The sequence below is a fragment of the Vibrio sp. 2096 genome, assembly GCF_033339595.1.
Classification (GTDB): domain Bacteria; phylum Pseudomonadota; class Gammaproteobacteria; order Enterobacterales; family Vibrionaceae; genus Vibrio; species Vibrio alginolyticus.
This window is the reverse complement of record NZ_JAWOUX010000002.1, coordinates 661,436-685,460: the sequence shown is the minus strand read 5'-3', so window position 1 is coordinate 685,460 and position 24,025 is coordinate 661,436. Positions and strand designations below refer to the sequence as shown.

The window sequence follows — 24,025 nt, the reverse complement described above, 5'->3', positions numbered from 1 at the left end:
GGGGATCATATGGATTTCGGTACAATTCATAGTATTTATACCGTTGTACTCTTCGCTAGTTTTATTGGCATCGTATGGTGGGCATTTAGTAAAAAGCGTAAAGCACGCTTTGAAGAAGATGCCAACTTGGTGTTTGCTGACGAAGAACAAAAGACCCCTAATAACCAAGGAGTGAAGAAGTAATGACTACATTCTGGAGTCTCTGGATTATCGTGATTACTGTCGGTACGCTAGTAGGCTGTGCGATTCTCCTGACTTGGTGCGCTAAAGATAAAATGGGCGTCGAGGAAGGGGAAGACATGGGCCACGAGTACGATGGTATTCGCGAGCTAAACAACCCTCTACCAAAGTGGTGGACTTACCTGTTTGTAAGCACATTTGTGTTCGCAGCAGTTTACCTTGCCCTATTCCCAGGTCTAGGTAGCTTCAAGGGCTTTTTAAACTGGCAGAGTTCGGCTCAAACCGTTCGCTCACTAGAAGAGTCAAAAGAAGCCATCGCTGCAGCACAAGAGAACAAGCAACTAAACCAATATGCAAAAGAACTGGATGATGCCGACGCTTACTTCGGCGAAGCATTCCGTAAACTTGCGCACAATGACAGTGGTCTACGCCCAATTCCTGAAATTGCGCAAGATCCTGAAGCATTAAAAGTTGGTCAGCGTTTGTTTTTGCAAAACTGTTCTCAATGCCATGGCTCTGATGCACGTGGTCAGAAAGGCTTCCCTAACCTGACTGATGATGCATGGCTATATGGTGGCGAGCCAGCAGCGATCGTTACAACCATCATGCACGGCCGTATTGGTCAAATGCCAGCATGGAAAGATGCCCTTGGTGAGCAAGGTGTTCAAGAAGTTGTAAGTTACACACTTAGTTTATCTGGTCGTAAAGTAAATGCTCGTGAAGCCGCGGCAGGTAAAGCACGCTTCGTAGTGTGTGCAGCTTGTCATGGTACCGATGGTAAGGGTAACCCTGCAGTCGGTGCGCCTGACCTTACAGACCAAGACTGGTTATTTGGTGACTCTCGTGCAGCTGTAACAGAAACCGTAATGAACGGACGCTCAGGCGTAATGCCTGCGTGGAAAGACATTTTGGGTGAAGATAAAGTTCAGCTCGTTGCCTCATATGTCTGGAGTTTAAGTAACTCAGAGAGTAAGTAACTGAGATATTACGTAACATAGCAATAACAGCCCCTTTCATAGGGGCTGTCTTTCCTTTAAATTTAACGCCTTACATTTTTTCATTTAGCTGTTGAGAACTTTTTTATGGTAAAGCCTTGGTATAAACAATTTTGGCCGTGGTTCCTAATCATCCTTCCTCTTACTGTCGTAGTTTGGACTGTGATTACTGTGGTCGTTTTCTCGAACAACTCTGTTTCTTTAGTCGCCGAGGATTACTATAAAAAAGGCAAAGGCATTAATATCGACATTAGTAAAATGAATGTCGCTCGTGACCTAGGTCTTAACGCTGAGATTTCCTCTGAAAATAACAATGTTGTGATTGTTTTCGCTAAAGGGAAGCTACCTCATTACCCTGCTCTAACGGCCACTTTCACTCATCGTACTCTTCCTGATCGTGACTTCACAAAGCTTGTAACAGCGGATGCATCTGGTAATTACCGACTAAAAGCTGAGGAATCTATTCAAGGACCATGGTTTGTTGAACTACAACCACACGACAAGCAATGGATGATCCAAGGTAAAGTTGAGTTTCCTGCCTCTTCAACACCGTTAATGAAGTAAGCATATGTGTAAATCCTGTTATCACTGCGGTGAAGATGTACCAGCCAACACGGATTTCAAAGTAGAAATATTGGGTGAAATTCGCGACATGTGTTGTCCGGGCTGCGAAACTGTGGCGCAGACTATTGTAGATAGTGGTCTTGTATCATATTACCAATACCGCACTGCGCCTGCAGAAAAGGCAGACCTAGTACCAGAGCAACTCCAAGCTTTAATTCATTATGACAATGCGGATGTACAATCTGAATTCGTACGAAATCGCGAAAATGTTTCTGAAGTAACCCTTTCTTTGGAAGGCGTTTCATGTGCCGCTTGTGCGTGGTTAATCGAAAAGCAAGTTTCTAATACGGCCGGGTTGGTATCTATCCGTGTTAATACAACCACCAATCGAGCGTTACTAGCCTGGGATAAAACTCAGGTACGGTTAAGCGAGCTCCTTTCCGTTATTCATAAACTTGGTTACAAAGCTGCACCTTTTGAAGCAGATAAGCAAGAAGCCTCTTACCATCGAATGATGAAGCAATATCTATATCGACTAGGTATTGCAGGTTTAGCAACCATGCAGGTCATGATGCTCGCCGTTGCACTGTATCTCGAAGTCTTTGGTGATTTAGAGCCAGAGTTTAAAAGTTACTTTCGTTGGGTAAGTTTGATTTTTGCTACTCCTGTTTTGCTTTATTCCGCTCTTCCATTTTACTTAAACGCATGGCGTAGTATCAAAGGTCGAACCCTTGGTATGGATGTCCCGGTTTCTATCGCGTTGATCTTTGCCTATGTTGCAAGTTTAGTTGCAACAGTAACTGAACAAGGCGAAGTCTTCTTTGAATCTATCTCGATGTTTACCTTCTTTTTGTTAGTAGGTCGATTCTTAGAGATGCGCGCTCGTCGCAAAGCTGCTGCAGCGAGTGGTAACCTTCTTAAGTTGATTCCTGCAATTGCTACAACGCTGGACGGTGATCAGATCCCCGTGAAGACGCTAAAAGTTGGCGATCGTATTCGCGTTCTACCTGGTGAACATATCCCCGCTGACGGTAAAGTTATTTCAGGCCGTATTCATATTGATGAATCCATGTTAACGGGTGAGTCAGTGCACGTTGTGAAACGAGAAGGCTATGTCGTCTATGCGGGAACACTAAACGGAGACGAATCATTTGAACTTGAGGTAGTAAGCTCAAAGGCCGATTCAATGATTTCTAACATCGTGCGTTTACAAGATGAAGCTCAACACTCCAAACCTAAAATTGCGGAAATTGCAGACATTGTCGCCCGTTACTTTGTTGGTGTGATTCTTATTATCTCTGCTGGTACTTGGTTTTACTGGCATCAAACAAAACCAGATGATGCGTTTTGGATCATGCTGTCTGTGTTAGTCGCTACATGCCCATGTGCGCTATCTCTGGCTACTCCGACCGCTCTCACTTGTGCTACCTCTAGAATGGGTAATTTTGGCATTTTGCTTCGTAAAGGCCATGTGTTTGAGACACTATGTAAGATCAACCACTTAGTTGTAGATAAAACAGGCACTCTAACGAAAGGTGATATTGAGATCTGTGAAACAAAGGTACTTAGTGATCTCCCACAGAAAGATTGTCTATCACTAGCTGCAGCTTTAGAGGCTCATGCAAACCACCCTATCGCTCGTTCTTTTGCAACTTACACCAATGATGACTTTATCGTGTCTGACGTGCAAAACGTGATTGGTTCAGGGATTGAGGGTATGTGGAATGGCAAAATCGTTAAGATAGGTAGTGCTGCTTTTGTTCAAGGCAAAGAAAGTGGTGAAAGCCAGGCGGTCTATCTGTCGGTTGATGGCAAGCATGCCGCTAGCTTTTACTACCGCGACCCTATCCGAAAAGAAAGCAAAGCCTTTATTCAACGTTTTGCTGACGCTGGAATTAAGACAACCCTGCTAACTGGTGATTCTCTCTCAAACGCCCAACCAGTGGCGAATGAAATTGGTATCGATCACATCGTCGCGTCAGCAAAGCCAGAAGATAAGCTTGCATACCTTAAGAGCTTGGACGAAAACAGTATCACTATGATGGTTGGTGATGGAATCAATGACGCGCCGACTCTCGCCGGAGCTCACCTTTCTGTCGCAATGGGCGGTGGTACAGATGTCGCTAAAGCTTCTGCAGATATGACGTTACTTGGGGATAATCTCGAAAAGCTACTAGAAGCACGTTTGCTTGCACTGCGTACAAGAAAGATTATTCGAGAAAACTTGGCTTGGTCTTTGGGTTACAACCTGTTAATTTTGCCTTTGGCGGTCGCAGGTTTAGTGGCTCCCTACATTGCAGTAGTTGGCATGTCTGCAAGCTCAATTATCGTTGTATCTAACTCTTTGCGCCTGCTCAAAGAGAAATAAGTAGAGAAAGCAAACATGGAAAGTCTTTATATATTGATTCCCATCGCTATCGTTCTCGTTTGTGTTGCTGTCGCCGTTTTTCTTTGGGCAGTAAGAAGCGATCAGTTTGAAGATCTTGAACGGCAAGGGCACAACATTCTTCTCGACGAAGAAGACCAATCTAATAGTGATAAAAAGTAGCGACCTTTATGACTCCTGATTTTATCGGTGCGTTGATGATCGGCTTAGTAGGAGCCGGTCATTGTATGGGTATGTGTGGTGGTATCGCGTCTCTGCTTACCATGGGCTCTTCTGCTAAAAATAAAACTACCCCTCTTATCCCCCTCTTCTACAACCTCGGACGATTGATCAGTTATACCTTAATAGGAGCATTAGTCGGTGGTGCTATATCAGGTTTATCTGAACTTAGTGGGTTAACGCACTCTCTTGCTTGGTTAAGGCTGATTGCGGCCTTATTCATGATTCTGGTCGCGCTGTATATTGCTAAATGGTGGCAAGGCTTACTTTTAATAGAAAAGCTAGGGCAGTATATCTGGCGCTTTATCTCGCCGGCAGGGAAGAATCTGTTGCCACTAAAGCATCCTCTTCACGCGTTGCCATTTGGCTTTATTTGGGGTTGGTTACCATGTGGCTTAGTTTATTCAGCGCTTACTTGGTCGGCGGTTTCTGGTAGTGCGATGAACGGCGGCCTAATTATGCTTGCGTTTGGGCTCGGAACACTACCTGCAATGCTTATTATTGGATACGGTGCCAATCATTTTCAGAAATTACAAAAATCATTAATATTTAGAAATATTTCAGCATTAATCCTTATTGGCTATGGTACGTATACCGCTGTAGGAGCCTTAGCGTTACTCGGTTTCATATAACGTTAAACTCTATTGAGGTGACATTTTTGCTACCCTTTAAGATTAAGCGATGCTAAAATATTGATGTATATCAAATAGTGAAAGGTTGTTATGATTTCTGAAAAACCTGCAACAAAGCGTATCCAATCAGGCGGTTGCGCCATTCATTGCCAAGATTGTAGCATTAGTCAACTGTGTATCCCGTTCACTCTAAATGAGGCAGAACTTGACCAGCTTGACCAAATCATCGAACGTAAGAAGCCTATTCAAAAAGGACAAGAGCTTTTTAAGGCCGGTGATGAGCTAAAATCGCTATACGCTATCCGCTCTGGTACCATCAAGAGCTATACGATCACAGAGCAAGGTGATGAGCAAATCACAGCGTTTCACTTAGCTGGAGACTTAGTCGGTTTCGATGCTATCACTGGTGACTCCCACCCTAGCTTTGCTCAAGCACTCGAAACGTCAATGGTATGTGAAATCCCATACGAAATTTTAGACGATCTATCGGGTAAAATGCCTAAGCTTCGCCAGCAAATCATGCGTTTGATGAGTAACGAAATTAAAGGTGATCAGGAAATGATTTTGCTTCTTTCTAAAAAGAACGCAGAAGAGCGACTAGCTGCTTTCCTTTACAACCTATCAACGCGTTTTTCTCAGCGTGGCTTCAGCCCTAGAGAGTTTCGTTTAACTATGACTCGTGGTGATATTGGCAACTACCTTGGTCTTACAGTCGAAACGATCAGTCGTTTGTTAGGTCGTTTCCAGAAATCTGAGATCCTAAGCGTAAAAGGTAAATATATCACTATCTTAGACCACGATGCATTGATGGAACTTGCTGGTGTAACTAAAGAATAATACACCCTAATTATTGATGTAGCTCGAAAATGAGCTACATCATATTTCTCATAAATTCCTTTCGAAAGTCCTCAAAAAGTTCTCCAAACTAAGCTACAGTAAAAATGTACGGTGAGTACTCCAAAATACTGATTTAATTTACATTCAGTATCTGGTTTTGCAATAGAAGTGGGCTTAGTTATGAGTATATACAGTAAGATCCTTGTTGTAGCTGACATCAATAATGATGAGCAGCCCGCACTTGCAAGAGCTGTTCAATTAGCTCAGAAAAGTGTATCTAGAAGCCGAATCACTTTCTTTTTATCCATTTACGATTTCTCGTATGACATGACGTCAATGCTATCAGTGGATGAAAGAGATGCTATGCGTCGAGGTGTCATTCATCAGCGTGAGCAGTGGATGCGTAAAATTGCTCAACCATACCTAAACGATGGCTTCGACTTTGATGTTTGTGTTGTCTGGCACAACCGCCCTTATGAGGCGATTATTGCTGAAGTCTATGCAGGCAATCATGACCTAGTCATCAAAGGCACACGTAAGCATGATGTTTTAGAGTCTGTCATTTTCACACCGACAGATTGGCACTTGTTGCGAAAATGCCCTATTCCAGTGCTTCTTATTAAGAATGCTGCTTGGCCGGAACAAGCAAGTATCCTTGCCTCAGTACATGTGGGCTCAGAAAACCCGACTCATATTGATCTCAACGATACGATGGTCGAGCGATTAAAAGAAATCACCACTCGGCTTGAGGCCAAGCCATATCTTGTTAACGCCTACCCCGTTACACCGGCGAACATTACGATTGAACTTCCTGAATTTGACCCAACGACTTATACCGATGCGGTGCGAGGTCATCATTTAACGGCTATGAAAGCACTACGCCAAAAACATGGTCTTGATGAAGAACAAACGATAGTTGAGCAAGGTTTACCTGAAGATGTCATTCCGGCAGCTGCAGAGCGCTTGAACGCAGCAATGGTTATTTTAGGTACCACAGGGCGAACAGGGCTTTCTGCTGTCTTTATTGGTAATACAGCGGAGCACGTAATTGATAAAATAAATTGCGATGTGTTGGCTCTAAAACCAAAAGGCTACATTAGTCCTCTCGATCCAAATACAGCAACCTAATCTCTCTTTAGTATTGTTATGTATTGAGCGCTTTCAAATAAGCGCTAATAAATCCCCCCAATACAGGGGGATTTTTGTTTGGGAACAGTTAAAGCATTGGGTACAAAAAAGGAGGTCTAATTGACCTCCTTTTTTACGAGTTAGATGTTCGTAACATCGATGAACATTGATTCATCAATATTCGTCGAAGAAACGACAGCCTCATTAAATTCATACTCTTCGCGGTTACCTTCACGATCTAGCGGTAAGTTAACAAAGTCGAACAATTCGCGGTCTGCTAGTTGGCTTGGGCTTACGTTTTGAATTGATTTAAAAATTGCTTCCACACGCCCTGGCGTCTTCTTATCCCATTCAATCAACATTGCTTTTATAGATTGACGCTGAAGGTTCTCTTGAGAGCCACAAAGGTTACACGGAATTATTGGGAAATCCTTGTGCTCAGCGTATTTGATCAAATCTTTTTCACGACAGTAAGTCAATGGACGAATGACCACGTTACGACCATCATCAGAGCGTAGCTTTGGTGGCATCGCTTTAAGGCGAGAGCCGTGGAACATGTTCAAGAACATTGTTTCGACGATGTCATCCATGTGATGACCTAGCGCAAGCTTAGTTGCACCAATCTTCTCTGCAAATGAATACAGCGTACCACGTCGCAGGCGTGAACAAAGACCACAAGTGGTTTTGCCTTCTGGTACCTTCTCTTTTACGACGGAATACGTGTCCTTATCGACAATATAGTAAGGGATATTCAGTGTTTCGAAATACTCTGGCAGAATGTGCTCAGGGAAGCCCGGTTGTTTTTGGTCTAGGTTTACTGCAACCACTTCAAATTTGATTGGCGCAGCTTTTTGAAGATTCAACAGGATATCAAGCATCGCGAATGAATCTTTACCACCGCTAATACATGCCATCACAACATCGCCTTCTTCGATCATGTTGTAATCAGTAATGGCATTTCCAACATGTCTTCTCAGGCGTTTCTGAAGCTTGTTGAATTCTAGGGTTTCTTTTCTTGTATCTATTTGGTTCATTGCGGGCTCTCACATCGCCGATAAATCGACTAGGACTTCCTAACATGGGTTTCTTTGGGGCGTGGATTATACGAGCTTTTTACACAGGATTAAATGCTTGTCTTATTGAGTCTTTAAGAAAAGAGTGTGAAAGATACTTTAGTTACGGTCACAAATGAAAAAAGAGCTGCGATTGCAGCCCTTTCTAAACGTTCAGTGTTCATTTCTTTGCGTTAGGTAGATAAGGTAACACTCGCATCGTCGGTTCTGGTAGTGTCATTGTGCCACCTTGCCCTATTTCACTTAGTGCGACTTGTATCTTGCCATTGACAATTGGCTTTTCGGTTCCGTTTGAGAAAATCACTTTATCATTCAGTTGATTTGCAAACTCCATCGTCACACCTTGAACTTCCGGTGTAAACCAACCCGCAAACATACCGCCTAAATCTTCCAGCATCGTCTGCATTTGAGGTAGAAGAGGCTTAAGTTGCTCGTAAGAAACGTTACCCTGTAATGGTTCTTTGGTCATCACGACAAGTGAGTAATCGCAACGTGTATCTTTTGGGGTATCGATAAAAACCAACGGATTCGCTGACTTTAAGTTTTTATCAACAGGTAAAGGCAACTCTTGTGAAGCAGGGATAACAAACTCTTCATAGTGCTCTTCTTTTTCCATCCAAGCTTTTTCTATCGTACAAATTTGTTTAGTTTTTGCGTCCACAAAAAAGACACCAACTTTCACATCGTCATGCCCTTCTTTATTGTTGTTTTTTAGTTGAGTGTATAACTTTGAGTACGTGAACATGTACTCTTGAGCTTGGGTTATCGGCGATACAAGAATTAGCGCCGCACTTCCCAATAGACTTAGGCTTAACTTTTTCATTTTATCCGTTATTTTATTGCGTCCAGTAGGCGTTGTTATGACGAATCATAGCGCGAAGATCGTGTACATAGGCGATGCCACGTTCAGAATAGGCTAGCAACCCATGCGTTAACTCTGACGCGGTTGCAACCGTTAACAAGCCCTTGTTCTTTTCAGCCAGAGATGTTCTGATTTCACGCAGGTCTGCATACGCTGGGTTTCGATTAACATTCATAAAGTAGCCATGAACAGACTGTTGTACAGAATCGAATTTTTCAACTTCATGAACTTTGTTAGCGCCACGTTGCGCTGGAACAATTCCACAGCCCTTTTTATAACACCATTGGCCGAACAAGTTGTTTGCTTGAGTAGCAAAACGAGAAGTGCCCCACGCAGATTCATTTGCCGCTTGAGTTAGAACCAAGGCTTCAGGTAAGACGTTCACTCGCACAAGCATCTCGTCTAGCCATGCTTGATCAATCTTATCGTTACTCAAGGGCAACGAATACAGAGATGATAACCGCTGAGCATACTCTTGTTGTTCTTGCGTCACTTGTCCCACCTTTAAAGAGGTAAGAAAGGCCCGCTCATGACGAATTCGTTGATTCTCAAGAGCAATTTTAGGCCTTAAAAAATCAAAAAAAGCAGCTTTTTTCTCTTTCGTATCTTTTATTGAATTGAAGTCTGGGATATCACCGATGTATGGCAAGTGTGATAAATCGACATGCTTAATCTTGCCAGAGAGTACGTCAGGATTTTCCACATATTTAAACTGTTTCTCGTAGTGTAAATATGGGCCTATAGAAATAAAAGTGGCGGCTATACAGGTTGCCGCCACTCGTAAACTTATTGATTTCAAAGAATTAGGCATCAAACACCTGTGAGTTACCATCGTGATCATTATCGTTTTTCTGTGTTGTAACGATCTTAAGCTTAATTCCAAACATTTCGCGGTAGAGTATGCCTTTCAAATGGAAGAAGAATGGCAGCACAAAAATCAAGCCAATACCGTAGAACATTGCTGCAATAATAAACATTAACATCACGCCTAAGTAAAGCCCCGCGACCACAAAAATCTTCTTGTTGATTGCGCGAAGTGATAACAGCAACGCTTGCATTGGTGGCACCCTTTTCTCACAAATCAACAAAATAGAGTGACTAAATGCCAAGGAAAGATACAGCGACAGTAAAGGAAAAATCATACCAACCACACCTTGTAGCATTAAGCTCATGAGCGTTGCTAGAATAACAGGAATGGTGAACTGCAACCCCTTTCCAACATGGCGCAACTTAGTCTTCAGGCCGGCGACATGGCTCATAGCCATCAAGCTGATCCCCGCATAAATTGGTGCGCTAATCACCTCATAACTGAAATTCGCGACATAAATAGAAGACACAATATCGTTTGTGAACGACTCTGGGTTCTCAAATGCATCAAGAATAACGCTCAAATCGCCCAACTGCAGTTTTAATGCAATATAGAAAATACCTAACTGGACAAAAAGCAATACAATAATGGCAGGAGAAAATGATAAAAAGTGCTGGATGGTTGCTCGCCAAGCTTCGTTAAAAACCGCGCCAGCTTTAAGCTCGTAGTTGCCAGACAAAGCTCGCTCTACACTCCCCCCAAGATTGAAATCTTTCTCAAAATCGTCGTTCATAGTTTATCCAAGACTAACTTGTAAAATTTTGACTGGAATTCCAGTCAATTAATGTAATCGTCATTATAAAGAAATCTTTCCACATCTAACATCACAACTCACCTACAATCCTTGCAATCTCAACTGTATGGTTGATAATTAACCACTTTCAAGGTCATGAAATTGAAACAATTGTTGAACAAAGTTTAGTGCTATCAAACTGTGTCTAGATGCCAATTAATCTCATAAAAACAGTATGGTAAGGAATGATGGCTTTTTCCTGCAAAATTATTTCTGTTTCAAGATAAGAAAATGCTTTAATTTCACACTTTTGGTGATTATGATGCGCGCCTCAAAAGTGAATGGTTAGTGTCACATCAGCTGGGATAATCCCGGCTTGAACGTGGGGGAAATACAGACGTTGAACGCAAAACCGCAAGCAGGAAAGCCAGTTATTCGTTTATCTGGTATTAGTAAAAGTTTCGATGGTAAGGAAATCATCGGTAATTTAAATCTGGATGTTAATCATGGTGAATTTCTGACGATTCTCGGGCCTTCTGGTTGTGGTAAGACAACAGTTTTACGCATGATTGCAGGTTTTGAAACGGCAGATAACGGTCAAATTATTTTGGATGACCAGGATGTAACACAGGTTCCTGCAGAGCAAAGGCACGTCAACACGGTATTTCAGAGTTATGCACTCTTCCCTCATATGACCGTATTTGAAAACGTTGCTTTTGGTCTTCGCATGCAGAAAACACCTGCAGCAGAGATCGAGCCACGAGTTATGGATGCGCTTCGCATGGTTCGCCTAGAAAAAATGGCACAGCGTAAGCCTCACCAACTTTCTGGTGGTCAACAACAACGTATCGCCATTGCGCGTGCGGTTGTGAACAAGCCAAAAGTACTGCTGCTAGATGAATCTCTATCTGCACTTGATTACAAACTACGTAAGCAAATGCAAATCGAGCTTAAACAGCTTCAGCGTCAGCTTGGTATTACCTTTATCTTCGTTACGCACGATCAGGAAGAAGCCCTATCGATGTCTGACCGCATTATTGTAATGCGCGATGGTGTTATCGAGCAGGATGGTTCTCCACGTGAGATTTACGAAGAGCCGAAGAACCTATTTGTTGCTCGCTTTATCGGTGAGATCAACGTATTCAACGCAACCATGCTAGAGCGTATCGACGAGAAACGTATCCGTGCAGAAATCGAAGGTGTCGAGTCTGTTGTTTACTACGATCAGGAAGCGCAAGCAGGTGAAAAACTGCAAGTACTACTTCGCCCAGAAGACTTACGTATCGAAGAGATCAAAGAGTCTGAAGAAAAAGGCATCGTAGGTCACGTAACAGAGCGTACCTATAAAGGTATGACGCTTGATTCAGTTATCCAATTGGATTCAGGCATGCGTGTAATGGTTAGCGAATTCTTTAACGAAGATGATCCTGATGTGGACCACTCACTTGGCCAGAAAGTCGCTATCACTTGGGTTGAGAGCTGGGAGGTAGTCCTCAATGATAAGCAAGAAGATTAATCTTCAAAACGCGATCATTACCTTAATCGTCGGTTGGTTAACACTTTTCGTGTTGGTACCAAATGTGATGATTATCGGTACGAGTTTCTTAACGCGTGATGAAGCAAACTTAATCGAAATGACATTTACTTTCGACAACTACTTACGTCTACTCGATCCCTTGTATGCGAAAGTGCTGATGCACTCGTTCTACATGGCGATTGTGGCGACGTTGTTGTGTTTAGTAATTGGTTACCCATTTGCTTACATCATAGCGAAAATGCCAGAGAAATGGCGCCCATTCATGTTGTTCTTAGTTATCGTACCTTTTTGGACAAACTCTCTTATCCGTACTTACGGCCTGAAGATTGTTCTGGGTACACAAGGTATTTTGAACAAATCATTAATGGCGATGGAAATCATCGATAAGCCATTACGTATTATGTACACCGAAACAGCAGTAATGATTGGTCTTGTGTACATCCTGCTTCCATTTATGATTCTGCCGCTTTACTCGGCAATCGAGAAGTTGGACAACACTTATATCGAGGCGGCGAAAGATCTTGGTGCGAACAAGTTCCAAACCATTACGAAAGTGATTCTACCTCTTACAATGCCTGGCATTATCGGTGGTTGTTTGTTGGTTCTGCTACCAGCACTAGGTATGTTCTACATCTCTGACCTTCTTGGTGGTGCGAAGAACCTACTGATTGGTAACGTTATTAAGAGCCAAGTATTGAACGCTCGTGACTGGCCATTTGGTGCTGCGACCAGTATCGCCCTCACCTTCGCAATGGCTGTGATGCTTTACGCTTACTACAGAGCAGGCAAACTATTGAATAAGAAAGTGGAGCTAGACTAATGGGACGCACAGTTAGATTTAGCTTTATGGCGCTGGTGTATGCATTTTTGTATCTGCCAATCATCGTCTTAATTGTTAACTCATTTAATGCCAACAAATTTGGTATGAAATGGGGTGGTTTCACCACGAAATGGTACGAAACCTTAGTAAATAACGACAGCCTAATGCAAGCTGCATGGCATTCATTGAACGTAGCGGTATTCTCAGCGACAGCAGCAACCATCATTGGTAGCTTAACGGCCGTTGCCCTATTCCGTTACTCGTTCAAAGGTAAAGGTGCGGTAAACGGCATGCTGTTTGTCGTGATGATGTCTCCCGATATTGTAATGGCGATTTCATTACTTGCTCTGTTCCTAGTATTAGGCGCACAGCTTGGCTTCTTTACACTATTGATTGCTCACATCACCTTTTGTCTACCATTCGTTGTGGTAACTGTATACAGCCGCTTAAATGGCTTTGATGTGAAAATGTTGGAAGCAGCAAAAGACCTTGGTGCAAGCGAGTGGGTTATCTTGAAACAGATCATCCTTCCTCTCGCTAAACCAGCGGTTGCCGCAGGTTGGTTATTGAGCTTTACCCTGTCTTTGGACGATGTGATCATCAGCTCGTTTGTAACGGGTCCAACATACGAAATCTTGCCATTGAAGATTTACTCCATGGTTAAGGTGGGCATTTCACCGGAAGTGAACGCCCTAGCAACGGTGATGTTGATTGTTTCTTTGGTCTTGGTAGTAATTTCTCAGTTGCTAGCAAGAGAAAAAGTGAAGTAGAATCCGCACCTGTTAACATCACGAAACAGAATGGTTACATGCCATTCTGTTTTTCTATCTATCGTCCAAAATTGGACAACGTTTGGTTTGGAGCTAACGTCAATGAAAAAATGGGCTACTCTATTAGCTGGTAGTGCATGTGCGCTTTCTCTGTTCTCTGGTACAGCGACAGCGGATGATAAAGAACTAGTATTTATGAACTGGGGTCCTTACATCAACAGTAATATCCTAGAGCAATTTACTAAAGAAACTGGCATCAAAGTGATCTACTCGACTTACGAGTCGAACGAAACTTTGTATGCAAAGCTAAAAACCCATAACCAAGGTTATGACCTAGTAGTACCTTCAACGTACTTCGTGGCGAAGATGCGTGACGAAGGCATGCTACAAAAGATCGATAAGACTAAGCTGAAAAACTTCGGCAACCTAGATAAAAACTACCTAGACAAGCCTTACGATCCAAGTAACGACTACTCTATCCCACACGTTGTTGCGATTACAGGCCTAGCGGTTAACGCAGATATGTACGATCCAAACGACTTCCAAAGCTGGGCTGACCTATGGAAGCCTGAGCTTGAAGGTCAAGTAATGTTGATGGACGACACTCGTGAAGTGTTCCATATCGCTCTGCGTAAACTTGGCTACTCAGGTAACTCAAAAGACCCTAAGCAAATCGATGAAGCGTACGCTGAGCTACAAAAGTTAATGCCTAACGTTTTAGTTTTCAACTCTGACAACCCTGGTGCACCATACATGTCTGGCGAAGTGGGCGTTGGTATGCTTTGGAACGGTAGCGCCGCAGCGGCACAAAGTGAAGGCCTAAACCTTAAACTCGTTTTTCCTAAAGAAGGCGGTATCGGCTGGGTTGATAACTTCGCTATCTCTTCTGGTGCGAAGAACGTAGAAGCCGCTCACAAGATGATCGACTTCCTACTGCGCCCAGAAATCGCAGAGCAAATCTCTCGTGATACTGGCTACCTAACGGCGGTGGAAGAATCGAATGCTAAGTTTAAAGACGTTGCCCCGCTGTTCCCTTCTCAAGAAGACCTTGACCGCGTTGAATGGCAAGATGCGGTTGGTGATCTAACCGTTAAATACGAAGATTACTTCCTAAAGCTGAAAGCGGGACAATAATCTAGCTTGTGTAACAAGTCATCAACCATAGGAAAATAGGCAGCAATACGCTGCCTATTTTTGTCTTAGGCTGATATAATCGCGCGTTGCTAGGTTTATTTGTCTTGGTATCATAGATTTATCGTCTCATAACAAGGAGACAGCGATATTCAAGCTAAATGAACATATTTGTGCTTACTGCGATTTGGCTCAACTTGATAACTCCAGCTAGTATTGACTTGTCCAATCGCGAAACAAAACGGAAAACAAATGAAAAGTAAATTCTACGCAAGCGCTCTATGTGCAGCGACGCTCATCGCTACCCCTGCAATGGCTGCTGATCAAGAACTGTATTTCTACAACTGGTCGGAATACATTCCAAACGAAGTTCTTGAAGACTTTACAAAAGAAACCGGAATCAAAGTTATTTACTCTACATACGAATCTAACGAGAGTATGTACGCAAAACTAAAAACTCAAGGTTCTGGTTACGACTTGGTAGTACCGTCTACCTATTTCGTCTCTAAAATGCGTAAAGAAGGCATGCTACAACAGATCGACAAAGAGAAATTATCTCATTTTGCCGATCTTGATACTAACTTCCTAAACAAACCGTTCGATCCGAACAACAACTACTCTATCCCATACATTTGGGGGGCGACCGGTATTGGTATCAATGCTGACATGCTAGACAAGTCATCGGTTTCTAAATGGGATGATTTCTGGGATAGCAAGTGGGAGGGTCAACTAATGCTGATGGATGATTCTCGCGAAGTATTCCACATTGCATTGACTAAGCTTGGTTACTCACCAAACACGACTAACCCAGAAGAAATCAAAGCCGCTTACGAAGAACTTAAAAAGCTAATGCCAAACGTATTAGTATTTAACTCAGACTTTCCTGCAAACCCTTACCTTGCGGGTGAAGTTTCACTAGGCATGCTTTGGAACGGTTCTGCATACATGGCTCGTCAAGAAGGCGCGAACATCGACATCATCTGGCCAGAAAAAGGCACTATCTTCTGGATGGACAGCTTAGCTATTCCAACTGGCGCGAAGAACGTTGACGCCGCTCATAAGATGATCGATTTCCTACTACGTCCTGAGAATGCAGCTAAAATCGCACTAGAGATTGGTTACCCTACTCCAGTTAAAACGGCACACGATCTGCTACCGAAAGAATTTGCTAATGATCCAAGCATCTTCCCACCACAAGAAGTGATGGACAGCGGTACTTGGCAAGATGAAGTTGGCGAAGCGAGCGTAATGTACGATGAGTACTTCCAAAAGCTAAAAGTGAACAACTAATTCGTTAGTTTTAAAGATATGAAAAAGCGGCTCATGAGCCGCTTTTTTGTTCTTAATGACAAGACAAAAACTCTTCCTGTTGAAGTTATTACGCTCTTTCTTTTCCTTCTAGAGCCAGTATCTCGTCAACTAATTTTGGAACCTCAACGCTTGCTTTTCCGTAGCGTTTTTCCTCAAATTCACTTTCTACCGCACTAGGTTCTAGGTTAATTTCAATGGTATGTGCGCCGTGCATTTTTGCATCATGAACAAAACCTGCTGCGGGATACACAACGCCAGAAGTCCCAATAGAAATAAACAAATCTGCTTCTTCTAATGACGCGTAGATATCACCCATTCGCAGTGGCATTTCACCAAACCAAACAATATGTGGTCGCATTTGTGAAGGGATCTGACAACAGTGACAAAGTTCGCCTGTCTTAATGTCCTCATTGTGCTCTACTACTTGGTTAGATTCACTACAGCGCGCCTTGAGCAACTCACCATGCATGTGAATCACATTCTGACTGCCACCTCTTTCGTGAAGGTTGTCTATATTTTGAGTGATGACCGTCACTTTACCTTCTAACTCAGCCTCTAGCCGACCTAATGCTTCATGCGCTGCATTAGGCTTTATCGCATTATCTTGAAGTTTCTTGCGGCGTTGGTTGTAAAAGTCTTGAACAAGGTCCGGATCGCGAGCAAACCCTTCAGGCGTTGCTACATCTTCGATACGGTGATTCTCCCATAGGCCATCTTGCGCACGAAATGTTTGAATACCAGATTCGGCCGAGATACCTGCACCAGTAAGTACTACAATATTTCTATAAGGGAAATTCATAACTCATCCTTGCTGTTTTTTCATTAGCTTAACACTGAAAGAATAGCAACAGTAGTAATATGGATTAGACCATAGTCGTAATGGTCACTATTAGAATTACAATTTAAGAGGAACAGCAATGAGACAAGTATCTCTAACGTTTACATTGCTTCTGACTTTGGCAGGCTGTCAACTTACCAATGTTGAAGGCGAAGTCGATGATGTAAAGGTAAGAGTCAGCACCAATGATGATGACCATCGAGGTAATGGTAATTTCTGTCCTCCGGGCCAAGCCAAGAAAGACAATTGCTAAAAGAGCGGCTTTATGCCGCTCCCATATTCGCCTCAATCCTCGTTGGTCGAAGATATTTTATGAATGGCTAGGTCAGCGCCATTGAATTCGTCTTCTTCTGAAAGCCTTAGTCCCATACTGGTATTAATCGCGCCGTAGACTGCAAGCGCCCCAAGCACTGCGATGGAAAGGCCCAAAAGCGTTCCTAGAAGCTGAACGATAATGCTCACGCCACCTAGCCCACCCAATGCGCTTTGACCAAAAATCCCAGCGGCAATACCACCCCAAGCGCCACATACACCGTGTAAAGGCCAGACACCTAGCACATCATCAATCTTGGTTTTGTTTTGTAGGTGGGTAAAAAGATAAACAAATAGCACGCCAGCAATCGCACCTGTCACTAAAGCACCGATAGGATGCATTAAGTCTGAGCCCGCACATACAGCAACCAAGCCAGCTAGTGGGCCGTTATGAATAAAGCCAGGGTCATCCTTACCAGCCAACAGTGACGCGACAATACCCCCGACCATTGCCATCAATGAGTTCATAGCCACCAAGCCACTTATGCCTGACACGGTTTGAGCTGACATGACGTTGAAGCCAAACCACCCCACACATAAGATCCAAGCTCCCAAAGCCAAAAACGGAATATTCGAAGGTGCAAAGTTGGTATGCTTTCCTGCTCGAACTCTGCCTTTTCTCATGCCCAAAAACACAACGGCAACCAACGCTATCCAGCCGCCAACACCATGCACAACAACTGAACCTGCAAAGTCGTGAAAGCCATAACCAAAGGTATTTTCAAACCAAGCTTGAACACCAAAATTTCCGTTCCAGATCATTCCCTCAAATAACGGGTATACGATGCCGACAGTGAAAAATGTTGCGATTAGAATCGGATAAAAACGAGCTCGTTCTGCGATACCACCAGAAACAATAGCAGGAATCGCTGCAGCGAAGGTCAGCAAGAAAAAGAACTTCACCAACTCGTAACCATTGCCTTGAGATAATGTCTCTGCATCAGCAAAGAAGGTGCCGCCATAAGCGACCCAGTATCCAATAAAAAAATACGCGATGGCGGATATACCGAAATCAGCCAATATTTTAACTAAAGCATTAACTTGGTTCTTTTGGCGCACGGTTCCTACTTCAAGGAAAGCAAAACCAGCGTGCATCAAAAAAACCATGATTGCACCAAGTAGTAAGAAAAGTGTGTCGGAACTTTGCGTGAGAGTTTGTACAGCGCCGTGTACCTGATTGGCAGTTACACTCATTATGATTGTCTCCGTTGATCTGTAGCGCACTTATCCTGTGCATCAAAGTTAGGCTCATCACCAATTTGGTGAACTTAATTTATAGAGCGTCTAACAGAGCAATTCTCATTCCACAATTTACATTTCTAACACTTACACTTTAATTTATTGTTTTGTATGAACTTTAATAAAACTACGCATTCTTGAAATGGTGCTTAACACGCTAATAAGTGCACCAATATGGTTTTAGTGCACCAACATAATGCGCACTATATGGTCCAACAAACAGCAAACTCTCTACCATAAACGTAAAAGCCACCCCATGAGAGGTGGCTCATATACGGAATTGCTAACTAAAGGGGTTTATCGAGTGATCTTCCCTGCTTTTACATCTTCTAACCAACGTCCTTCGACAAGATAGGGAGGAAGCCAACCAGTTTCAACAGATAGACGGTTGCCTTTGTCGTACCACATACATGCCATGCCAAGCAGAGGGAAATTAATGAACGTGCGGATCCCTACTCTATCTGGTCCCAATTCTCTAAGATGATATTTCTCTTGAAACTGTAGGTTTTTAACGAGCACTTCCTCAAAATCATAACCAATGTTAGTAGTGAGCGCTGCGAAGGTTTCTAGAATCCCCATCGCAATTTCCAACGCCCAGTTATCCCCTTGAGCTACCGCTGCGTCCATTGCTGCAACCAGCTTATCAGGGTAGTCCGATGTGCGGTTATGGAACGACTGAATTACGTCTACTAGCATATAAGACAGCTCACCCGCTTTGGTAGAGCTCTGTCTCATCAAAGAAATAGGAAAGTTTGCCAATACGTCCATGCTAGCTTTGTCACGAACGATGACAGAGGTAAAATACGCATCTAGCCACATTGAGGGGCAAATGAAACCTGTTTTTAAAATACCTTCGCCTTTCCAAGTTATTTCAGGATGATCAGGTACCTTAACCGTCAAAGAGCTTTCAGGTTTTTGAGCCAGTCGATGATAGCTAGCTTGCATTATCGAGGCTTCAAATAGACGCAGCGTTCCTATTCGGTCATTTAGTTCAGACACTGGAAATAAAGTATATAACCTAACTTGCTCCCAAACCCCGTCTGTTAGATATATCAAGTTTTCTCGCTTTATTGTGATACGATGTTTTCTTTTCTCTAAGTTTTTTTCTATTTGTTTTGTATAGTAATTAAGTTCCTCAGTATTCAACTCGTAGGCTGCTTTTCTATTTATCTTTTTCATACTAACTTTACTTCCCTTAACCTAATTCTTCGAGGCTAATATCAAACTCTTTTACATTCACTTTAGATACGCCATCTGAAGCATCAATTTCTGCTTGGGTATGTAAATACCTGACTGGAATATCATCTTGCACTGCTGATGTAATTTCGTCTGCAGCAGCTCTTTCTGTTGTACCAGCTTTTTGTTCAGACATTAATTTAACGATTTCCGCCGCATATTTGCTTGTCCCTTGTTGATATGCTTCATTGCCAATTTTACGGCTACCGAGCGAACTGCTGCCACCTTTAGCCTCAACAATTATAATTTCGCCTGGTGGTGGCTCTTCCACCTTGTAAACCATATCAAAGTCGCCCGGCTTCGAAATTGAGGTTCCAATATCTTTGGGATGAAGCAGCTTAGCATTAGGACGTTTACTCCGGACAAAGTCATCCGCGGCCAACTCACCTATTTTTGCAGACTGTTGGTTAATATTACCAATTTGAGCGTTATATCCCTCTTCGCCAGATCGAGCGTCCATTGCCTCTTGACGCTCTTTCAAGCATTCATCAATTTTTGCTTTGTTTCTTTCTGTTAGCTCATAATCACTCATATTGAGTTCTGAGTTTTCTTTATACTCTGCTTTATTCAGCACAAGATCTTCAGTGAAGATCGTGCAACCTTCCTCTCCACCAACTTTCTCTGAGTCAAAAACATGCGCATTTACAAACTCCTCAATCCCAACAACATACTGCACTTCGTGTCTGGTGCCATCTGAATGATTGATATGACGATAAAAAGTAATCTCGTTTCTCTCGCAATCAATATGGTCTAAATCGTATTCATATCGAATATGATTTTTACCTTTGGGTTTTCGGATTTTGACTTGCGATCGAACGCCATCTTCTCCGACGGATGACTCTTTTGCTGCTTCTAAAATCTGATCGCAAACCTCTTGGGGAACATCGCTTTGCGCCTGATACTCTGCCAACATTTGACCCAAGCGTTTTAGCCCTTCTTCACAAAGGAAACCTGTTGGATCAATCCACTGGATAGGGTTGACTGCATATTGGTAATGATTAATACCACCAGCAATAGATATCGGATCTTGTTGGATAAAACGTCCTAGTTTAGGATCGTAATACCGAGCGAGGTTGTAATGTAAGTTGGTTTCTTGATCGAAGTACTGTCCTTGAAAACGCAGTGGATTTGCTACATTTTCAATATGTACATGAGCAAAGCCGTTAGCATCGTAGCTGGCACTCCATACAACATTCCCTTCGCAATCGATCAGTCGCTCTGGTTTACCAACTTGATCGCACTGGTACCAATAAATAACGTCATTTTCTAGCAGTGCCACTGGCGTGTAAGTTTCGGGTTGATATAGGTACCAACGGAAAGCACCTGAAGAGCGTTCACCAATTAAACGTTCACCGTCCCACAGGAACTCCGTAACGCCTTTTTGTGTAATTTTTTTCGTTCTGCGCCCTAATGCATCATATTCATATTGACTGATACCATCGTCGGTGTGAACTTCAATGAGCTGATTTAACGCATCAAATACGCGAGTCTGAACGTGTCCTTGCCCCTCACGTTTTGTCTGGTTTCCTTGCGCGTCATATTTGAACCTGACACCATCGTGTACTTCAATACGATCAGCGAATACCTCTGAAGTTGGCAAAGTAGGATTGCCAAAACTATCGTATTCAAATTTAGTCACATCTCCGGAAGCATTGACTCGTTTAAGTTGCCCTAAGGCATCGTACTGATAGTGTGTTGCTCCTGCCGTATTATCAATGATTGATGAAATACGGTTTTGCGCATTGTAAACGTACTTTTTCTCTCTATCTGGCCAATGCTGTTCAACCAAACGACCAACACCATCATAAATGATGCGCTCATTAAAATATGCCGTTTCAATTTGGGAAACTCGTCCCATTTCATCGTAATGAAATTTGATTTGAGGTAAATCTAGGTTTCCAAACCGAATCGCTGAAAAACGCCCATATCGATCATAAGAGAAGTTCAGCTCCGTATTATCTGGCAGTACCTGAGATACGCGTTGGCCAACTCTGTTAAACTCCTGCGTTATCTCAAACTGGCCTTGAATGCGCTTTGTTAAATGCCCGAATGAAGAGTATTGGTATTGCAATGTGTGATGGCGATTGGATGCGAAAGTAAGTCGCCCACCAAGCGTATAATTGAAGTGGTTCTCTACAATACTGCTACCATTTCCTGCTTTGACGTGCTTGAGATAACCCGCAGCGTCATAGCGATACAGCACCGTCCTATCGGCGACTTGCTTACGATGGATTCGCCCCATATGATCATAATCAAATTGGCTTTGTAGATTATCAAACCCGACAGTTCCTGACAGCTGGCCTTCATCGTCATACAGGAATTCGAACTCTAAGCCGTCACTCCGAACTAATTTAGTCAGGTTACGTTGTTGATCGTATTCGTAAGAAATATGGCTGCCATCGGGAAAGATGACTGCTTCTTGTTGCGCGAGTGCTCCCCATTGATACGAGGTAATGCCTGCTGGCGTTCGAATCTGAGCAACACGGCTGTGCTCATCGTAAGAATATTCTTCGCTATAACCGACTTTGTCTTCGTCGTTAAAATAACGAACTGATGTACGCCTGCCAAATTGATCATAAGCGAGTTGAGCAATACACCCATCGGGATAAGCAACGCCATTCACTAAATCTTCTTCATTGTAGCTATAACGAAGTAATGTACCGTCTATTTCATTCGCGATAAGTCTTTGTTGTTCATCCCACCACCACTGACTTTTCTTACCATCTTCAGACTCTTTTTTGACGACTTGACCGTGTTTATCGTAATCATATTCCGTGACACAGCCGAACTGATCGGTATCCCAAACTCTTTGACCGAGGCTATTGTAGTAAGCCTTCTCGATATCCCCGTCAGGTGAAACCGTTTTAACTAACTTACCTAAGCCGTCATAACCATATTGAATTTCTTTGCCAGAGGAATGAAACTTAGAAACTAATTGACCATGCTGATTATATTGATAATTGACCGTTGACTGATCAGGATAGATAGCTTGCGCTTTTCGCCCTAATTCATCATATTGCCATCGCCAAGTTCTACCTGTGGGGCTTATTTTCTCGAGTAAGTTACCCTGCTCGTCATGCAAGAAAGACCATTGATGATCTAACGAGTCAGAATAAGAAGAGTGATTTCCTTGATAATGGAAGCGATAGTCATAAATTCCTGCGTCCCCAACGTTTCTGATGCATTTCGCTTTTGCACCTTCGCCATCCCATTCAAAATAATGAGTAAAGCCAGTTGGTCGTACACGTTTAACAATTAAATGCCCGCGGTATTGATACTGTTCCTTTAAGCCTAAATGATTAGTTGCACTGACCAAATCATCGTGCTCATCATAGGTATAAGTTGTCAGAACTTTTTGGGACTTTGCATTTAGCAGTTCTACAAGGCGTCCTTGCTTATCATATTGACATTCAAGAACCGGACGCTTGTTGTATGCAATCTCGATCAATCGATGGTTTCGAGAATACTGCAGTTGAAACGTTGAAAACGTGCCATTTCTGACTTGTTTAACAACCCAACGATCATCTTTCTGTTCAAATCGATATTGATGCCCACTAGCGAGCGTCACGATCCGAGTTGCTGAATTTAGGAAATAACAGCTCGCACCAGCGTATATCTGGTAACTTGTTGCTCCAATATCTACTGGCTCAAATTCTGTGATATCGGCCTTATCGTCAACAAACTCCCAAGCGATAACATTGTCTTTCTCGTCCGTCTTTTCGCGTAATTCAAACTGAAATGCATGTCGCCAACCAAAGCCCATTCCATGATTTACATCCGACTGCGAAGAGCGGTAAGTACGCTGCCAAGTAGTACCTTGTTGTAGCTCGATATCATAGAGTTCGAGAATTTCTTCACCCGTCACAAGTGATACAGGATCACCGGCTTTCTCATGTTTTTCGCTGCTTTGTTGCTGAGGCTTGGCGGATGCGGCACTTCTGCCACTCTTTTTATTCGACTTCCCCTTTCCCTTCGATGGTTTTGCATTGACGGTATTTTGAGTCGGTGGAGGCGTAACCGCTGACGAGAGTGCGTAGTTTTCGCCGGTAGGTACAATTCGAGCGACATGCAAATCACCGTTCACCAAAGCATTGGCAAACGTTGAATTATAGTGTTGGGAAGTAAGCTCACCGTCAGGTATGTTTGGCTTGAATTGACCAATCGTATAGAACAAGTCCTCGACAGAGCGAAGGTCAAGCTCACCAAAGCTCTCAAGAAACTCTATTGCCTCTTGTTTGGTCACGAATGTTTTAGGTTCGCCGCTAGTAAGTAACTGACCAGAGAAGTGATAACTTTCGCCAAAGCGATTCGTGATAGGAATGACGAATTGAGGGATCATAGCCGTAACGTGTTT

At 43.0% G+C, this 24,025-nt stretch carries 22 protein-coding genes; 14 read left to right on the top strand and 8 right to left on the bottom strand.

Annotated features, from left to right (window positions below; genetic code table 11):
* Positions 1-9: 9 nt before the first annotated feature.
* From R7Q41_RS06345 to uspE, 8 genes are all read left to right on the top strand, one after another.
* Positions 10-183 carry a cbb3-type cytochrome oxidase subunit 3 gene (locus R7Q41_RS06345; RefSeq protein WP_005377485.1) on the top strand — a complete coding sequence of 58 codons (174 nt, stop codon included), beginning with the start codon at positions 10-12 and terminating at the stop codon, positions 181-183.
* The gene (gene ccoP, locus R7Q41_RS06340) at positions 183-1,157 is read left to right on the top strand and encodes a cytochrome-c oxidase, cbb3-type subunit III (RefSeq protein ID WP_005377487.1); all 975 of its coding nucleotides are present in this window, start codon (positions 183-185) and stop codon (positions 1,155-1,157) included. The genes R7Q41_RS06345 and ccoP overlap by 1 nt, the downstream gene beginning before the upstream one ends.
* Positions 1,158-1,262: 105 nt before the next feature.
* Positions 1,263-1,739, top strand: a complete 477-nt coding sequence (locus tag R7Q41_RS06335) for a FixH family protein (RefSeq protein WP_005377489.1) — start codon at positions 1,263-1,265, stop codon at positions 1,737-1,739.
* Between the two features lie 4 nt (positions 1,740-1,743).
* Positions 1,744-4,107, top strand: a complete 2,364-nt coding sequence (locus R7Q41_RS06330) for a heavy metal translocating P-type ATPase (RefSeq protein ID WP_318144422.1) — start codon at positions 1,744-1,746, stop codon at positions 4,105-4,107.
* 15 nt (positions 4,108-4,122) lie between these two features.
* Complete coding sequence (gene ccoS / locus R7Q41_RS06325; protein ID WP_005377493.1) at positions 4,123-4,287, top strand: cbb3-type cytochrome oxidase assembly protein CcoS; 165 nt, start codon at positions 4,123-4,125, stop codon at positions 4,285-4,287.
* A gap of 8 nt (positions 4,288-4,295) precedes the next feature.
* Positions 4,296-4,976, top strand: coding sequence for a sulfite exporter TauE/SafE family protein (locus tag R7Q41_RS06320; protein ID WP_017634899.1), 681 nt, complete (start codon positions 4,296-4,298; stop codon positions 4,974-4,976).
* Positions 4,977-5,066: 90 nt separating this feature from the next.
* On the top strand, positions 5,067-5,813 hold the full coding sequence (locus R7Q41_RS06315) for an FNR family transcription factor (protein WP_005377497.1): 747 nt from the start codon (positions 5,067-5,069) through the stop codon (positions 5,811-5,813).
* Positions 5,814-5,993: 180 nt separating this feature from the next.
* Entirely contained in the window at positions 5,994-6,941 is a 948-nt protein-coding gene (gene uspE / locus R7Q41_RS06310) for a universal stress protein UspE (protein ID WP_005377500.1), read from the top strand.
* Between the two features lie 140 nt (positions 6,942-7,081).
* Here the strand turns inward: uspE and ttcA are convergent, their stop codons facing one another.
* From ttcA to R7Q41_RS06290, 4 genes are all read right to left on the bottom strand, one after another.
* Positions 7,082-7,975, bottom strand: a complete 894-nt coding sequence (gene ttcA, locus R7Q41_RS06305) for a tRNA 2-thiocytidine(32) synthetase TtcA (RefSeq protein WP_005377502.1) — start codon at positions 7,973-7,975, stop codon at positions 7,082-7,084.
* 199 nt (positions 7,976-8,174) lie between these two features.
* Positions 8,175-8,837 (bottom strand): DUF2987 domain-containing protein, encoded by a 663-nt coding sequence (locus R7Q41_RS06300; protein ID WP_042522976.1) that lies wholly within the window; start codon positions 8,835-8,837, stop codon positions 8,175-8,177.
* Positions 8,838-8,850: 13 nt separating this feature from the next.
* Positions 8,851-9,687, bottom strand: coding sequence for a glucosaminidase domain-containing protein (locus tag R7Q41_RS06295; protein ID WP_017634900.1), 837 nt, complete (start codon positions 9,685-9,687; stop codon positions 8,851-8,853).
* Positions 9,680-10,477: a hypothetical protein gene (locus R7Q41_RS06290; protein ID WP_005389175.1), complete on the bottom strand. Its 798-nt coding sequence runs from the start codon at positions 10,475-10,477 to the stop codon at positions 9,680-9,682. The genes R7Q41_RS06295 and R7Q41_RS06290 overlap by 8 nt, the downstream gene beginning before the upstream one ends.
* A 400-nt stretch (positions 10,478-10,877) precedes the next feature.
* Between R7Q41_RS06290 and potA the strand changes: the two genes are divergently transcribed.
* The 5 genes from potA (at position 10,878) to R7Q41_RS06265 (ending at position 16,025) form a co-directional block, all read left to right on the top strand.
* Positions 10,878-11,993, top strand: coding sequence for a spermidine/putrescine ABC transporter ATP-binding protein PotA (gene potA / locus R7Q41_RS06285; protein ID WP_047102297.1), 1,116 nt, complete (start codon positions 10,878-10,880; stop codon positions 11,991-11,993).
* Complete coding sequence (potB, locus tag R7Q41_RS06280; protein ID WP_005377512.1) at positions 11,974-12,834, top strand: spermidine/putrescine ABC transporter permease PotB; 861 nt, start codon at positions 11,974-11,976, stop codon at positions 12,832-12,834. Before potA ends, potB begins: the two co-directional genes overlap by 20 nt.
* Entirely contained in the window at positions 12,834-13,604 is a 771-nt protein-coding gene (gene potC / locus R7Q41_RS06275) for a spermidine/putrescine ABC transporter permease PotC (protein ID WP_005389180.1), read from the top strand. The genes potB and potC overlap by 1 nt, the downstream gene beginning before the upstream one ends.
* Positions 13,605-13,706: 102 nt before the next feature.
* Positions 13,707-14,738, top strand: coding sequence for an extracellular solute-binding protein (locus R7Q41_RS06270; RefSeq protein ID WP_017634902.1), 1,032 nt, complete (start codon positions 13,707-13,709; stop codon positions 14,736-14,738).
* A 249-nt stretch (positions 14,739-14,987) separates the two neighbouring features.
* Positions 14,988-16,025, top strand: a complete 1,038-nt coding sequence (locus tag R7Q41_RS06265) for an extracellular solute-binding protein (protein WP_033905298.1) — start codon at positions 14,988-14,990, stop codon at positions 16,023-16,025.
* A gap of 88 nt (positions 16,026-16,113) precedes the next feature.
* On the opposite strand, the gene cobB is transcribed toward R7Q41_RS06265, so the two are convergent.
* Positions 16,114-16,845, bottom strand: a complete 732-nt coding sequence (gene cobB, locus R7Q41_RS06260) for a Sir2 family NAD+-dependent deacetylase (protein WP_005377522.1) — start codon at positions 16,843-16,845, stop codon at positions 16,114-16,116.
* Positions 16,846-16,963: 118 nt separating this feature from the next.
* Between cobB and R7Q41_RS06255 the strand changes: the two genes are divergently transcribed.
* Positions 16,964-17,137, top strand: a complete 174-nt coding sequence (locus R7Q41_RS06255; RefSeq protein WP_005377524.1) for a hypothetical protein — start codon at positions 16,964-16,966, stop codon at positions 17,135-17,137.
* Between the two features lie 32 nt (positions 17,138-17,169).
* Here the strand turns inward: R7Q41_RS06255 and R7Q41_RS06250 are convergent, their stop codons facing one another.
* The 3 genes from R7Q41_RS06250 to R7Q41_RS06240 form a co-directional block, all read right to left on the bottom strand.
* The gene (locus R7Q41_RS06250) at positions 17,170-18,390 is read right to left on the bottom strand and encodes an ammonium transporter (RefSeq protein WP_258476649.1); all 1,221 of its coding nucleotides are present in this window, start codon (positions 18,388-18,390) and stop codon (positions 17,170-17,172) included.
* A gap of 342 nt (positions 18,391-18,732) precedes the next feature.
* On the bottom strand, positions 18,733-19,614 hold the full coding sequence (locus R7Q41_RS06245; RefSeq protein WP_318144421.1) for an immunity 49 family protein: 882 nt from the start codon (positions 19,612-19,614) through the stop codon (positions 18,733-18,735).
* 16 nt (positions 19,615-19,630) lie between these two features.
* Positions 19,631-24,010 (bottom strand): RHS repeat-associated core domain-containing protein, encoded by a 4,380-nt coding sequence (locus R7Q41_RS06240; protein ID WP_318144420.1) that lies wholly within the window; start codon positions 24,008-24,010, stop codon positions 19,631-19,633.
* Positions 24,011-24,025 lie beyond the last annotated feature (15 nt).

Coding starts and splice junctions, on each gene's coding strand:
- R7Q41_RS06345 (WP_005377485.1), top strand. CDS start 10: ATGGATTTCGGTACAATTCATAGTATTTATACCGTTGTACTCTTCGCT.
- ccoP (WP_005377487.1), top strand. CDS start 183: ATGACTACATTCTGGAGTCTCTGGATTATCGTGATTACTGTCGGTACG.
- R7Q41_RS06335 (WP_005377489.1), top strand. CDS start 1,263: ATGGTAAAGCCTTGGTATAAACAATTTTGGCCGTGGTTCCTAATCATC.
- R7Q41_RS06330 (WP_318144422.1), top strand. CDS start 1,744: ATGTGTAAATCCTGTTATCACTGCGGTGAAGATGTACCAGCCAACACG.
- ccoS (WP_005377493.1), top strand. CDS start 4,123: ATGGAAAGTCTTTATATATTGATTCCCATCGCTATCGTTCTCGTTTGT.
- R7Q41_RS06320 (WP_017634899.1), top strand. CDS start 4,296: ATGACTCCTGATTTTATCGGTGCGTTGATGATCGGCTTAGTAGGAGCC.
- R7Q41_RS06315 (WP_005377497.1), top strand. CDS start 5,067: ATGATTTCTGAAAAACCTGCAACAAAGCGTATCCAATCAGGCGGTTGC.
- uspE (WP_005377500.1), top strand. CDS start 5,994: ATGAGTATATACAGTAAGATCCTTGTTGTAGCTGACATCAATAATGAT.
- ttcA (WP_005377502.1), bottom strand. CDS start 7,975: ATGAACCAAATAGATACAAGAAAAGAAACCCTAGAATTCAACAAGCTT.
- R7Q41_RS06300 (WP_042522976.1), bottom strand. CDS start 8,837: ATGAAAAAGTTAAGCCTAAGTCTATTGGGAAGTGCGGCGCTAATTCTT.
- R7Q41_RS06295 (WP_017634900.1), bottom strand. CDS start 9,687: ATGCCTAATTCTTTGAAATCAATAAGTTTACGAGTGGCGGCAACCTGT.
- R7Q41_RS06290 (WP_005389175.1), bottom strand. CDS start 10,477: ATGAACGACGATTTTGAGAAAGATTTCAATCTTGGGGGGAGTGTAGAG.
- potB (WP_005377512.1), top strand. CDS start 11,974: ATGATAAGCAAGAAGATTAATCTTCAAAACGCGATCATTACCTTAATC.
- potC (WP_005389180.1), top strand. CDS start 12,834: ATGGGACGCACAGTTAGATTTAGCTTTATGGCGCTGGTGTATGCATTT.
- R7Q41_RS06270 (WP_017634902.1), top strand. CDS start 13,707: ATGAAAAAATGGGCTACTCTATTAGCTGGTAGTGCATGTGCGCTTTCT.
- R7Q41_RS06265 (WP_033905298.1), top strand. CDS start 14,988: ATGAAAAGTAAATTCTACGCAAGCGCTCTATGTGCAGCGACGCTCATC.
- cobB (WP_005377522.1), bottom strand. CDS start 16,845: ATGAATTTCCCTTATAGAAATATTGTAGTACTTACTGGTGCAGGTATC.
- R7Q41_RS06255 (WP_005377524.1), top strand. CDS start 16,964: ATGAGACAAGTATCTCTAACGTTTACATTGCTTCTGACTTTGGCAGGC.
- R7Q41_RS06250 (WP_258476649.1), bottom strand. CDS start 18,390: ATGAGTGTAACTGCCAATCAGGTACACGGCGCTGTACAAACTCTCACG.
- R7Q41_RS06245 (WP_318144421.1), bottom strand. CDS start 19,614: ATGAAAAAGATAAATAGAAAAGCAGCCTACGAGTTGAATACTGAGGAA.
- R7Q41_RS06240 (WP_318144420.1), bottom strand. CDS start 24,010: ATGATCCCTCAATTCGTCATTCCTATCACGAATCGCTTTGGCGAAAGT.